This window comes from Acetobacter pasteurianus subsp. pasteurianus LMG 1262 = NBRC 106471 (assembly GCF_000285275.1).
GTDB lineage: Bacteria > Pseudomonadota > Alphaproteobacteria > Acetobacterales > Acetobacteraceae > Acetobacter > Acetobacter pasteurianus.
In genome coordinates this window covers 1-13,380 of record NZ_CADO01000009.1, presented here as the reverse complement: position 1 = coordinate 13,380, position 13,380 = coordinate 1, and the positions used below count along the sequence as shown (strand labels likewise).

The following is a 13,380-nucleotide window of genomic DNA, read 5'->3' as shown; positions in this document are numbered from 1 at the left end:
GACTTGCAGAACAAATGCATTTTCTGGCAGCAGAAAGCAGTTTTTATGGTTTCTGGCGGATTGACTTGCCGCCCCACACGCCGGAATGAACAAGGTATGACACAGCAGACCACATCTTCCACCCGCCCGTTACGGGTTTCTCGCGCTCAAGCTCCTCTTTCCGGCTCCATCCGGGTGCCGGGAGATAAGTCTATCAGCCATCGTGCCCTCATGTTTGCATCCCTTGCCAAGGGAACCACGCATATTTCTGGCCTGTTGGAAGGTGAGGATGTGTTGTGCACGGCCGCAGCCATGCGTGCTTTGGGGGCAGATGCCGTGCAGGAAGGGCCGGGCCAGTGGCGTGTAAGCGGGCCAGGTGTTGGCCAGTTGAAAGAGCCCGATAACGTGCTGGATATGGGCAATTCTGGCACGGCCGCCCGCTTGCTTTCCGGCATTTTGGCCAGCCACGGCATGACATCCGTAATGACAGGGGATGCCAGCCTTCGCCGCAGGCCCATGAAGCGCGTTATGGACCCGCTGGCCGGAACAGGTGCCACATTCCTTGCGCGTGAGGGCGGCCGTTTACCCATGGCCATTCGTGGTCTGGCAGACCCCAAGCCGCTGGATTATCGCCTTCCCGTTGCTTCTGCGCAGGTTAAGTCTGCCGTATTGCTGGCCGGGTTGAATGCGGTAGGTGAAACACGCGTAGAAGAGCCAGTTGCCACGCGTGACCATACTGAAAACATGCTGCGCCATTTTGGGGCAGACGTTTCCGTAGAAAAAACGCCTGATGGTGGCCGGATTATTCGTTTGCAGGGGCGGCCCAACCTTGTGGCGCGTGATGTTGCCGTGCCGGGTGATCCCTCATCCGCTGCTTTTCCGCTTGTTGCGGCGCTGCTGGTGGCTGGGTCGGACATCACCATTTTTGGGGTGGGGCTCAATCCATTGCGTACCGGATTGTTTACCACATTGCAGGAAATGGGCGCCCAGCTTGAAATTTTGAATGCACGCACAGAAGGCGGAGAACCCGTAGGGGATTTGCGTGTGCGTGCCTCCGCCCTCAAAGGTGTGGAAGTGCCACCAGAACGTGCACCTTCCATGATTGATGAATATCCGGTGCTGGCCGTTGCCGCGGCTTATGCATCAGGCGTTTCGCGCTTTTGCGGAGTTGAAGAACTGCGGGTGAAAGAGAGCGATCGGTTGGCCGCAACCGTAGCGCTGCTGGAAAACAATGGTGTCCGCACCGCTGTGGAAGGAAACGACATGGTTGTGTACGGCACGGCTGGTCATATCCCCGGCGGCGGGAAGGTTGAAACCCACATGGATCACCGTCTGGCCATGAGCGCTTCTGTTATGGGGCTTGTGGCTGAAAAGCCTGTGGAAATTGATGATACCTCTTTTATCGAAACCAGCTTTCCACAGTATCTAGATCTGATGAACAGCATTGGCGCGGGGTTTGTAGCATGACACGAGGCGGCCCAGTTATCGCAGTGGATGGCCCTGCCGCCGCAGGTAAAGGCACATTGGCGCGCAGGTTGGCAGAAGCTTTGCATCTGCCGTATCTGGATACAGGTTTGCTCTACCGTGCAGTTGGGCGCTTGGCCTTGGATGCGGGGCAGGATCCGGCTTCTCCCGCGCAGGAATTTGCCTCACAGTTGTTGCCAGCCGATTTGGAAAGACCAGATTTACGCACACCCCTAGTGGCGCAGGCTGCCAGTAAAGTGGCGGCACAGCCAGAAGTGCGCGCGGCTTTGGTGGAAACACAGCGCCGGTTTGCGCAGGCAAAAGGGGCCGTGCTGGATGGGCGCGATATTGGTACTGCCATTTTTCCGGATGCAGACGTAAAGTTGTTTATTACAGCATCCCCCAGCACACGGGCTTTACGCCGCTTTTTGCAACTTGGTGGTGACCGGAATGCTCCTGATGCCCCAACGCGTATAGCAGGACTGGAAGATTCCCTCCGTGCGCGGGATGAGGCAGATGCCGGGCGTGCATCCGCCCCCATGCTTGTAGCGGATGACGCATATGTGATCGAAACAGATGCGCTTGAAGCAGATGCCGTTTTGGCAAAAGCATTGCAGATTGTAAGAGAACGACTCGCTGGAATCTCAGAATAAAAATTCTGCGGAATTGTGTTAGACTGGTAACGTAATGCCGTTTTTCTGGCAGTTTTCAGGCTGTGCACAGGTGGTTTGTATTGACAAGCGGCCTGTACACAGTGTCTGTGCATGATCAAACACTGCGTACCTTGCAGGTTTGTTTTTATTTTGATTTGAGGCTTGGCAAAAAGGCTACAGGGGATGGCCCCTATAGACATGCCAGGTAAGCCGTGCCGCATGATGCGGGGCGCAGGAATAGCTTGCTTGCCCATTGCAGGCAGGCCCAAGGTTAACAGTTACACATGGCTTCAGCCACAACCCAAACTGCGGATCACTTCCGCGGTGAAGATTTTGCCTCCCTTCTGGACGAAACCCTTGGCCGTGATACGGGCTTTGATGGCTCCGTTGTTCGTGGCCGCGTTGTTCGTCTGACCGATGATTACGCTATTGTTGATGTCGGCCTGAAAAGCGAAGGCCGCGTTGCTCTGCGTGAATTTGCACCTCAGGGTGTAAAGCCGGAAGTTAAGCCTGGCGATATCGTTGAACTGTATGTTGAACGATATGAAGATCGCGATGGCAGCATTGTCCTTTCCCGTGAAAAAGCACGTCGTGAAGAAGCTTGGACAAGCCTGGAAAAGGCTTTCGAAGCCAATCACCGCGTCAACGGCACTATTTATGGCCGTGTGAAGGGTGGCTTCACGGTTGATCTGGGTGGCGCCATGGCGTTCCTGCCCGGCAGCCAGGTAGATATCCGCCCCGTGCGTGATGTCAGCCCGCTGATGGGTGTGCCTCAGCCGTTCCAGATTCTGAAAATGGATCGCGCTCGTGGCAATATTGTTGTGTCCCGCCGTGCCGTTCTGGAAGAAACGCGTGCTGAACAGCGCAGCGAACTGATCCAGGGCCTGACGGAAGGCATGATTCTGGATGGCGTGGTCAAGAACATCACCGATTACGGTGCGTTCGTTGATCTGGGCGGCGTTGACGGCCTGCTGCATGTGACCGACATTGCATGGAAGCGCATCAACCATCCGTCCGAAGCTCTGCAGATCGGCCAGCCGGTGCGCGTGCAGGTTATCCGCTTCAACCCGGAAACACAGCGTATCTCCCTTGGCATGAAGCAGCTTGAAGCTGATCCGTGGGAAAATGTTGCCCTGAAGTACCCGCCGGGTGCACGCTTCACGGGCCGTGTGACCAACATCACCGATTACGGCGCATTTGTTGAGCTGGAACCGGGCGTTGAAGGTCTGGTGCACGTGTCCGAAATGTCCTGGACGAAAAAGAACGTCCATCCGGGCAAGATCGTCGCAACTTCTCAGGAAGTGGACGTGATGGTTCTGGATGTGGACAGCGCCAAGCGCCGCATTTCTCTGGGCCTCAAGCAGGTTCAGCGCAACCCGTGGGAGCAGTTTGCGGAAGAGCACAAAGTTGGCTCCACCGTAGAAGGCGAAATCCGCAACATCACCGAGTTCGGCCTGTTCATCGGTCTGTCTGCAGACATCGACGGCATGGTTCACATGTCCGACCTGTCTTGGGACGAACCGGGCGAAGAAGCCATGAAGCACTACGAAAAGGGCCAGGTTGTCAAAGCCAAGGTTCTGGATGTGGATGTGGAAAAAGAACGTATCTCTCTGGGCATCAAGCAGCTTCAGGAAGATCCGGCAGCCGATGCGCTTGCCAGCGTTCAGAAGGGCTCCATCGTAACCTGCACCGTGACCGCTGTTCAGACGAACGGTATCGAAGTGAAGGTTGATGATGTTCTGACCGGCTTCATCCGTCGCGCTGAACTGGCCCGTGATAAGGCAGAACAGCGTCCGGAACGCTTTGCAGTTGGCGAACGCGTGGATGCGAAGATCATCTCTGTTGATCGTGCAGCCCGCAAGCTGGCTCTGACCATCAAGGGCCGTGAAGTGGAAGAAGACAAGCAGGCCATCAACGAATACGGCTCTGCTGATAGCGGCGCTTCCCTGGGTGATATCCTGGGTGCAGCTATCCGTCGTCGTAACACAGACGGCGAAGACTAATTGTTCAGCCATAAAGGAGCGGTCTGACTGCTCCTTTATGTTTTTTGAGCATTACGTTTTAAGAAAATGGCGTCGGTTTCCGGCGCCATTTTTTTTGTGTTGCGCTGTGTTGTGATGGAAGGGCTGGGCAGAAAACGCCCGGATACCTGCCAATCTGTGGCACACTGTGTTTCAGATTCACCAAAGAACTGGAGACACAACGGAATGGTGCGCCGGAACATAATGCTGAATCAGAAACCACTTAGCCCTGCAATCAGACCAAAGTTGGCGCGTCGGCATCTGCTTGTGGCTGGTGGTGCGAGCTTAGGTCTGGTGCTCACCAAATCTGTACGTGCTGCACCAAGCGCTATTGTGCAAACCGGGGTGCATGGAGATCAGGGGTACGAATCTGCCGGATCATTCGAGATTGTGGCAGAGTTTTATGGACCGGGGCCATCGGGCATTGTGGTGACGGATAATGGCCGTGTTTTTGTAGGCTTTCCGCGGCATGCCATTAACCATAAAGGGGCTACGCTGGCGGAGTTGGTGAATGGCCATCTTGTCCCTTGGCCAAGTGCCGCGTTGAGCATGCCATCAAATGCCCCTCCGGCAGACCGCCTCCTTTCCATTCACGGTATGACACAGGACACGCGCGGTTTTATCTGGGCGATTGATGATGGCAAATTGGCCGGATTACCTTTGCAGCCGGGTGCCGCAAAAATTGTCTGCTTTGATCCTGCTGCCAATAAGTTGGTGCGTTCTATTGTTCTAAAAGCTCCAGCTTTGTTGCCTGACAGCCATATGAATGATTTGCGGGTGGACCTTACACATGGGGCGGAAGGAACCGTGTATGTGACCGATAGCTCCTTCGGCCACAGTCCGGCTTTGGTGGTGGTAGATATCGCCACAGGTCAGCAACGGCGTGTGTTGGGGAAACATCCCTCCATACAACCAGAAGCAGGTTTTATGGCCGTGGTGGAAGGGATACCGCTTAAATATGATCCCGCGCAAAAACCCAAATTTGTTACCGGCGGGGTGGACGGCATTACCTTAAGCCCAGATTCCAGCCGCGTTTTTTATTCACCTCTTACCAGTCGCCGCTTGTACAGCCTGCCCACAGCTTTGCTGTCAGATATGTCTGCAACAGAAAGTGCGTTGGCGGCTGCCGTAAAGGATGAGGGGGAAAAAGGTGTGGCGGATGGTCTGGCAACAGATGCTCAAGGGCGCATTTACACCACCAATTTTGAGCATGATGCCATTTTCCGCCGCAATACAGATGGTTCCATGGAACTCATGGTGCATGACCCGCGGATTCTTTCACCAGACGGTATTTTTTGCACGCAAACCCATGTGTATTGCACGTTGGGGCAGTGGAACAGGCTCGCTGGTTTTCATGATGGTAAAGATGAACGCCAACCACCCTATTTGCTGATTCGCTTCCCCATTCAGGGGCCACCTGTCAGCTCCGCAGAACCGGCAGGTGGCTAGTTTGTAGGTAGTTAGGCGTTAGCTCAGGCACGCGCTTTTAAAGGTGTCAAAGGCACGGGCGCGGTGGCTGATGGCATTTTTTTCCGCATCAGCCATTTCAGCAAATGTGCGGGTTTCGCCTTCAGGGGCAAAAATCGGATCATATCCGTGCCCCTGCGTGCCACGAGGGGGCCAGACAATCTGCCCATCTATGCGGCCTTCAAAGCTTTCCGTGCGGCCATCAGGCAAAGCCAGACACAGTACGCAAATAAACCATGCGTTGCGTTCGCCTTGCCCAATTTCTTTTTCAATACGCGCCATGGCACCGGCAAAATCTTTGTTCGGGTCAGCCCAGCGCGCAGAATAAATGCCGGGTGCGCCATCCAGTGCGGCCACGCATAGCCCAGAATCATCGGCCAGTGCGGGCAGGTTGGCGGCTTTGGCGGCAGCTAATGCCTTAATGGCGGCATTGCCTGCAAAGGTGGTGGCCGTTTCTTCTGGCTCTGGCAGGTTTAGCTCACCAGCAGAAACAACCTTGATGCCAAAATCAGCCAGTAGCGTGGCAAATTCTGCCAGCTTGCCAGCATTGTGCGTGGCAAGCACAAGGGTGCTGCCACGTTCCAGTTTTATGGAGTTCATGCGCGCTTTTTTTCCGCAGCTTCCACGGCAGCCATCTGGGCTTCAAACAGCTCGGTTACACCCTTGCGTGCCAGTGCGAACAGGTTGTCAAACGCATCTTCCGTAAACGGTGCGCTTTCTGCAGTGCCCTGAATTTCCACAATGCGACGGTCTGCTGTCAGCACAAAGTTGGTGTCGGCAGAAGCAGAGCTATCTTCTACGTAATCCAGATCCAGCACAGCGCCTTCAGTTGTCAGCCCGCAGGAAACAGCAGCAACCTGCCCACGCAGCGGCAGCCGTGGCAGCACATTGGTGGCAACCAGTTTGCCAAGTGCCAGACGCAACGCCACCCATGCGCCCGTAATGGAAGCGCAGCGCGTGCCGCCATCAGCATTCAGCACGTCACAATCCAGCGTAATGCTCATTTCACCCAGAGCGTCCAGATCTGTGACGGCGCGGAGGGAACGGCCAATAAGGCGCTGGATTTCCTGCGTGCGGCCAGATTGCTTGCCCTTTGCAGCTTCACGGTTGCCGCGTGTGTGGGTGGCGCGGGGCAGCATGCCGTATTCTGCAGTAACCCAGCCTGTACCTTTACCACGCAAAAAAGGCGGCACGCGGTTTTCTATGCTGGCAGTGCACAGTACTTCCGTACCACCAACGCGAATAAGGGCAGAGCCTTCAGCGTGGTGGGCAAAGCCTGTTTCAATGGTAATGGGGCGCATCTGGTCTGGCTGGCGGCCTGAAGGGCGCATGGAGAGCTCCTTGGTAAAATAAGATGTCTGGCGCGTATGGTGCGCTTTTGTCGGCAGTAAAACTGCACGAATAGGGTATATAAAGGCTATCCGGGATTTATGGATATGCGAAGGAGCCCTTGTGTCATGAAGCGTGGTTTGCTGCCAGTAAAAGCTGCTCTGCCTCCGGGGCTGAATGCGCGGTCTGCGGCTATTCTGCGTGAAGTGGTGGAAGAATATGTAGCGAGTGGGGAACCTGTTGGCTCCCGCACTGTGTCTCACAGGCTTGGGCTGCCGCTTTCTCCGGCCACAATACGCAATATCATGGCATCCCTTACAGAAGCAGGTTTGCTGTTTTCTCCCCATACATCTGCTGGGCGGTTGCCTACAGAAAAAGGGTTGCGGCTGTTTGTAGATGGCCTGTTGCAGTTTGGCGCGCTCTCGGAAGAAGACCAGCGGGTCATCGGTCAATCGCTGGAGGCCAAAGGGCGCTCACTGCAAGATACGCTTACAGAGGCATCTTCACTTTTGGCGGGTATGTCCGATGCGGCCGGGCTGGTTGTAGCCCCCAAAGGGGATGGTGGCATCAAACATATTGAGTTTGTGGCGTTAGGCAGCAATCGCGCACTGGTTATTCTGGTGGGCGCAGACGGGCATGTTGAAAACCGTGTTATTGAAACACCGCCGGGCATGCCGCCTTCTGCTTTGGTGGAGGCGGCAAACTATCTGAACGCACGGGCCATGGGGGCTTCTTTGCCAGATTTACGCACGCGCGTGAGTTCTGAAATGACGGAAGACCGAAGTATTCTGAATGGTCTCACGGCGGAAGTGGTGGAAAGTGGCCTTGCCATTTGGGATGGTGGCGGAGACGGATTGGGGGGTACCCTGATTGTGCGCGGGCAATCCCGTTTATTGGCTGATGTAGATGGGCAGGACAGGTTACTGGCCATTCAAACGCTGTTTGACCGCCTGGAAGCGCAGGAAACCATGTTGCGTTTGCTGGAGTTGGTGGAAAACTCAGAAGGCGTGCGCATTTTTATCGGTGCAGAAAGCGGATTGTTTGGGGCCACGGGTATGTCTGTTGTTATGGCACCGGCCCGTAATGAGGCGAACCGGATAGTAGGGGCTATTGGCGTTATTGGCCCCACCCGTATCAATTACGGGCGTATTGTACCGGTGGTGGATTATACAGCCCGCCTGCTGGGTGACATGTTGGGTTAGCACTGTTTGTAGATGTGGTCGGAATTCGGCCATGATTTTTATTACAATGCGCAAACAGGGCAGACGATTATGTGTGAGAATGGTAAAGGGCCTGTATGACAAGCGCTCCGTCTTCTGGTGATCCGGGTTCATCTTCCAGCCATTCTCAGGGCAGGTCTCCGCAAAATCGCAGGCCCGATCTGCGCCGCTCGCGTTTTCGCCAATGGCGGAAGGTGCTTGGTGCAACGGCTGCGTTGGCGTTGGTTGGCACCACGGGTGCTGTAGTTCTGTTGTGGTCCCAATACGAAGGGATTGTGGCGGATCTGCCTACGGTAGAGGGCTTGCGCTCCTACCAGCCGCCAGTCATGAGCCGCCTTTATGCTGGAGATGATCAGCTTATTGCCGAACTGGCGAATGAGCGGCGTATTTTTGTGCCCATCAGTGCTGTGCCCGATAAGGTTAAAAATGCCTTTGTTGCGGCAGAAGACCAGAAGTTCTGGACGCATAAAGGGGTGGACCCCGTTGCCATTGCGCGCGCTGGCCTTACGGATTTAACGCGCGGCAAAGGCAAGCGGCCTATTGGGGCGTCCACCATCACGCAGCAGGTGGCGCGTATCATGCTGCTGGGCAGCAACGCGGTGTCTTTCCGGCGTAAGGCTAAGGAAGCCTTTTTGGCCATGCGGGTGGAGCAGGTTCTGCCCAAAGACAAGATTCTGGAAATCTATCTGAACGAAATTTATCTGGGCAGTGGCGCATATGGTATTGCCGCAGCATCTCAGACCTATTTCAACAAGCCGCTTGATCAGCTGGATGATGCAGAAGCCGCGTTTTTGGCGGCGCTGCCTAAATCTCCCACCAATTATAACCCCGTACGCTTCCCTGATGCAGCCAGAGGGCGCCGAAACTGGGTGTTGGAGCGTATGGCCGATATTGGGGCTATTACGCATGATGCCGCGCGCGTAGCAGAAGCCCAGCCGCTGACTACCCGCAGCTTCACGCGCCCCGGCCCAGCACCGGGGGCCGAATGGTTTGCAGAAGAAGTGCGTCGCGAGCTGATGGAGCGTTACGGCCAAGACGTGACCATGCAGGGCGGGCTGGATGTTCATACCAGTTTGGATCTGCTGCTTCAGCGCAATGCACAGGATATTCTGCGCCAGGGTCTGATGGCGTATGATCGCGCACATCGTGGCTGGCGTGGGCCGGTGCATCATCTCTCCGATATCGGGTCATCCACCTCCACAGCAGAATGGGTAAAGGGCTTACAGGGCGTTCCTGTGCCTGCGGGTATGCTTGACCAATGGCGTTTGGCTGTTGTGCTGGATGCAAAGGGGCAGGTGGGCTGGCTTGAAGGCAGCGTTGTGCGGCGGAACAACGCATCCCAAAGCGGAGGCGAGCCCCGTACAGGTGTGGTGCAGGCCAAGGATATGGCATGGGCACGACGCTTTAAGCCATTGCGCGTCGGCGATGTGGTGATGGTGCAACCGCAGGCCGAAGGGGGCCATGTTGCCCTTATGCAGGTGCCTGTGGTGGAAGGCGCTATTGTAACCATGAATGCACGCACGGGTCGGGTTCTGGCTCTTGTGGGCGGATGGTCTTTTCAGGCTTCGCAGTTTGATCGCGCAACACAGGCGCTGCGTCAGCCGGGGTCTTCCTTCAAGCCATTTGTTTATCTGGATGCCATGGAACAGGGGATTTCCCCTTCCCAGAAGTTTGATGACTCCCCCGTTTCTTACGGAGCATGGCACCCCAATAACTATGAAAAAGATTTTTGGGGCCCCACCACTCTGCATGATGCTCTGCGTGAATCGCGCAATCTGGTTACCATTCGCTTGGCGGCCCATCTGGGCATGAAAACCGTAGCGGATATGGCAACCAACCTTGGGTTGGTGGATTCCATGCCGCACGTACTCCCGGCAGCACTGGGGGCAGTGGAAACCACAGTGTTGAAGGAAGCGGGGGCCTATGCCTCGCTCGCGGCAGGTGGGCGTAAGGTAACGCCAACACTGGTGGACGATGTGCAGGACCGTGAAGGCCACGTTATCTGGCGGCCGGAGGGTCTGGCGTTGACCACAGCTTCCGCGCAGCTAAATGCGGGAGGTAATGGCGGGCAGACGGCAGACCAGCCCGCGGCGGATGCTGTGTTCCCGGATGCACCATCGGATCAGAAATCTGGGGATGCAGGAAAAGCTGCGTCTGCCGCTGCACCTATAGAGCAGCCTATTGTCATGCCGGGACAAAATGATCTGCCTGCCTTGCATGATAGCCGGCAGCAGGTGGCATCTGCCCAAAGTGCGTTCCAGATTACCACCATGTTGCAGGATGTTATCCGGCGCGGCACGGGCATGCGGGCTGGAACGGGCATAGATGTGCCTATCGCGGGTAAAACCGGCACCAGCCAGAACTTTAATGATGCATGGTTTGCTGGATACACCCCGGATATCGTAACCGTTGTGTGGATCGGGTTTGATACACCTCAGTCCCTCGGTAAAAACGAAACTGGTGGTGCTATTGCTGGCCCCTTGTGGAACAAGGTGATGAAAACCGCCTTGGATGGGTATCCACGGCAGGATTTTGTGCCACCCGCAGGCATTACACTCGTGCAGTATGATACGGGCAGAGGCGTGGCCATAGATGCCTTTAAGGAAGGGCAGGTGCCAGGGTTGAGCGCAAACCTTTCAAGCAACGTCAACCCGCAGGAACTCACAGCCGCAGATACAGGTGCTGAAAACATGCCTGATTCTGAAAGTGATATGGCTGCTGAAGGTTCTGGAGGCGGCCAATCAGGAGAACACGCTCCTTCCGGCAATGGTGGTTCGTCAGGTTCTGCGGCGCCTTCTGCACCAGCCGGGGGTGACATTGGTATGGGTGGCCTTTATTGAGGGCCAACACCACATTGTCTTTTTTGACATGATAGAAAAATATGGAGAATCGGCCTGATGTCTGCCGAGACTGAAGCCCTTAACGACCAGATCAAGCAGTCAGTGGCACTGCTGAGGAGGCATCTTTAACTGGGATGTCGCCCAGGAAAGACTCGCTGAACTGAATAATCGGGCAGAAGACCCCGATCTGTGGAATGATTCAGACGCTGCGCAAAAAATGATGCGTGAGCGCACCCTTCTGGCCAATCAGATTGAAGGTGTGGAAGCGCTTGAAACCAACGTGCGTGACACCAGTGAACTGATTGAGCTAGCTGAAGCCGAAGGGGATGCAGATTTGGTGGCCGAAGGTATGGCCACCCTGCGTGATCTAGCGGAAGAAGCCAAACGGCGGGAAACAGAAAGCCTGCTTTCTGGGGAAGCAGACAGCAATGACTGCTATCTGGAAGTGAATGCAGGTGCCGGAGGTACGGAAGCGCAGGATTGGACAGAAATGCTGCTGCGTATGTACACCCGCTGGGCAGAGGCGCATGGCTACAAGGTTACACTGATGGAAAGCTCGGAAGGGGAACAGGCGGGCCTGAAATCTGCCACCATTCTCGTTTCCGGCCCTAATGCCTATGGCTGGCTGAAAACAGAAGCAGGTGTACATCGTCTGGTGCGTATTTCACCGTTTGATGCCGCAGCACGCCGCCAGACATCCTTTGCGTCTGTTTGGGTGTATCCCGTTATTGATGATTCCATTGAAATCGAGATCAATGACGCAGACCTGAAAGTAGATACCTTTAGGGCATCTGGTGCTGGTGGGCAGCACGTTAACAAAACGGATTCCGCTATCCGTATCACGCATATGCCCACAGGCATTGTTGTGGCCTGCCAGACAGACCGTTCCCAGCACCGCAACCGTGCAACGGCCATGCAGATGCTGCGTGCGCGTTTGTATGAAGCAGAGTTGCAGAAGCGCGAAGCCGAGGCCGCAGCAGCAGAAGCTGCCAAAACGGATATCGGCTGGGGGCATCAGATCCGCTCTTACGTGCTTGCACCTTACCAGATGGTAAAGGATTTGCGCACAGGGGTAGAAACCGGCAACCCGGATGCGGTGTTGGATGGTGATCTGGATGCTTTTATGGCAGCCGCACTTGCCATGCGGGTAGGAGCAACGCGATCAGAGGCCAGTGCTTCAGCCCAGTAAGGGTTTATTGCTTAATCGAAACAAAAATACAGGAAAGCAGGCTCCATTTTGGGCCTGCTTTTTTGTTAGGAAAAGAGCCAAGGGGGAACAGGAAAAACACTGGTGAAGCTGAGAAAACTCAGCATGAGAGCGATTTTGTTCCTGCGCCAGAACAGATTGTCTTTATGAAAGAAAATGTGAAATTAGCAGAACATTCTTGACAGAAAGCCTATCTAATTGCCCAATCGAAAGTCGGGAAAGGTTACCTGTATGGCAGAACAGCAATCTGTTATTGTCATACCAAGGTAAACAGGCTCCGGTAACGCCCTGTGTATCAAGGGTAAGATAATAGCATCTGTCGCGATGCAGGGTGACAAAGGAGGACGTGCAAATATGAATGACTACGAGCAACAGCTGGGCTCGGTGAAATATACGTTCCGGGTAGGGGCTGTTGTCAGTGTTGTTGCCCTGTTGGTGGTTGTCGCGCTGCATCTTATGGGCGTGCTGGGGCTGATGTACGGTATGGGAACCACGGCAAGTGTTCCTGTTACACATCCGCCTATCAAAACAGTTATGTTGCCACCCCCGCCGCCTCCGCCACCCCCGCCTCCGCCACCACCCCCACCTCCGGTTATGGCTGTGCCGCCGCCGCCATATATTCCACCGCCGAAAATCAAGGTGCCACCGCCGCCCAAGCCGCCCATCAAGCACGTGGCCAAGGCGCCGCCCAAACACCCGGCGCCCCCACAGACCAAAACGGCTGCTGCGCCTCCAGCAACATCTGCACCCAGTAGTGCAGCCGCTGCAGGAGATGGCACAACAGATGCACCAGATACGTCTGCTGGTTCTGCGCCCTTAAACAATGTGCAGCCGGTCTATCCGCCAGAAATGGAGGAAGACAACATTGAAGGCCGTGTGACGTTGATTTGTGATGTGGAAGCTTCTGGCATGACCAGCAACTGCCATGTGCAGTCGGTCTCTGGCGGTCAGGCCTTTGCTCAGTCAGCGTTGGATTACGTGCACAAGGCCCGCTATCGCCCGGCCACACGTAATGGCGCACCGGTGAAGGAACTGCACAAGGTCTATGTCATCCGCTTCAGGCTGGATGACTAAAACGGGGTCAGTTTTTCATACTGGCCAGTAATACAAATACGGATTGCCCGATCTGTTCACATGACAGGGAAGCGGATCGGGCCCTGATGATGAGGATTATGAGGAAGATGACCAGACTGCCCCGTT

The 13,380-nt window shown here is 55.4% G+C and carries 10 protein-coding genes; 8 read left to right on the top strand and 2 right to left on the bottom strand.

What is annotated here, in order from left to right; all coding sequences use genetic code 11:
* Positions 1-45 precede the first annotated feature (45 nt).
* The 4 genes from aroA (at position 46) to APA10_RS03045 (ending at position 5,566) form a co-directional block, all read left to right on the top strand.
* Positions 46-1,446 (top strand): 3-phosphoshikimate 1-carboxyvinyltransferase, encoded by a 1,401-nt coding sequence (gene aroA, locus APA10_RS03065; RefSeq protein WP_003629416.1) that lies wholly within the window; start codon positions 46-48, stop codon positions 1,444-1,446.
* A complete protein-coding gene (locus APA10_RS03060; protein WP_035365795.1) occupies positions 1,443-2,096 on the top strand; it encodes a (d)CMP kinase in 654 nt (217 codons plus the stop codon). Before aroA ends, APA10_RS03060 begins: the two co-directional genes overlap by 4 nt.
* 284 nt (positions 2,097-2,380) lie before the next feature.
* Positions 2,381-4,099 carry a 30S ribosomal protein S1 gene (rpsA, locus tag APA10_RS03055; protein ID WP_003624876.1) on the top strand — a complete coding sequence of 573 codons (1,719 nt, stop codon included), beginning with the start codon at positions 2,381-2,383 and terminating at the stop codon, positions 4,097-4,099.
* 114 nt (positions 4,100-4,213) lie between these two features.
* The gene (locus APA10_RS03045; protein ID WP_174714275.1) at positions 4,214-5,566 is read left to right on the top strand and encodes an L-dopachrome tautomerase-related protein; all 1,353 of its coding nucleotides are present in this window, start codon (positions 4,214-4,216) and stop codon (positions 5,564-5,566) included.
* An 18-nt stretch (positions 5,567-5,584) separates the two neighbouring features.
* Here the strand turns inward: APA10_RS03045 and rdgB are convergent, their stop codons facing one another.
* Positions 5,585-6,184 carry an RdgB/HAM1 family non-canonical purine NTP pyrophosphatase gene (rdgB, locus tag APA10_RS03040; RefSeq protein WP_003629410.1) on the bottom strand — a complete coding sequence of 200 codons (600 nt, stop codon included), beginning with the start codon at positions 6,182-6,184 and terminating at the stop codon, positions 5,585-5,587.
* On the bottom strand, positions 6,181-6,915 hold the full coding sequence (gene rph / locus APA10_RS03035; RefSeq protein ID WP_003624868.1) for a ribonuclease PH: 735 nt from the start codon (positions 6,913-6,915) through the stop codon (positions 6,181-6,183). Before rph ends, rdgB begins: the two co-directional genes overlap by 4 nt.
* A 99-nt stretch (positions 6,916-7,014) precedes the next feature.
* Between rph and hrcA the strand changes: the two genes are divergently transcribed.
* The 4 genes from hrcA (at position 7,015) to APA10_RS03015 (ending at position 13,254) form a co-directional block, all read left to right on the top strand.
* Positions 7,015-8,115: a heat-inducible transcriptional repressor HrcA gene (gene hrcA / locus APA10_RS03030; RefSeq protein WP_012812285.1), complete on the top strand. Its 1,101-nt coding sequence runs from the start codon at positions 7,015-7,017 to the stop codon at positions 8,113-8,115.
* Between the two features lie 95 nt (positions 8,116-8,210).
* A complete protein-coding gene (locus tag APA10_RS03025) occupies positions 8,211-10,973 on the top strand; it encodes a penicillin-binding protein 1A (protein ID WP_003629409.1) in 2,763 nt (920 codons plus the stop codon).
* A 57-nt stretch (positions 10,974-11,030) separates the two neighbouring features.
* Positions 11,031-12,162 (top strand): peptide chain release factor 2 gene (gene prfB / locus APA10_RS03020; protein WP_124296306.1). Its coding sequence is split into 2 segments (ribosomal slippage): positions 11,031-11,099 and positions 11,101-12,162, totalling 1,131 coding nucleotides; the frame shifts between segments, so codons are not numbered across the junction.
* Between the two features lie 342 nt (positions 12,163-12,504).
* Positions 12,505-13,254 (top strand): energy transducer TonB, encoded by a 750-nt coding sequence (locus APA10_RS03015; RefSeq protein WP_080587110.1) that lies wholly within the window; start codon positions 12,505-12,507, stop codon positions 13,252-13,254.
* Positions 13,255-13,380: the final 126 nt, after the last annotated feature.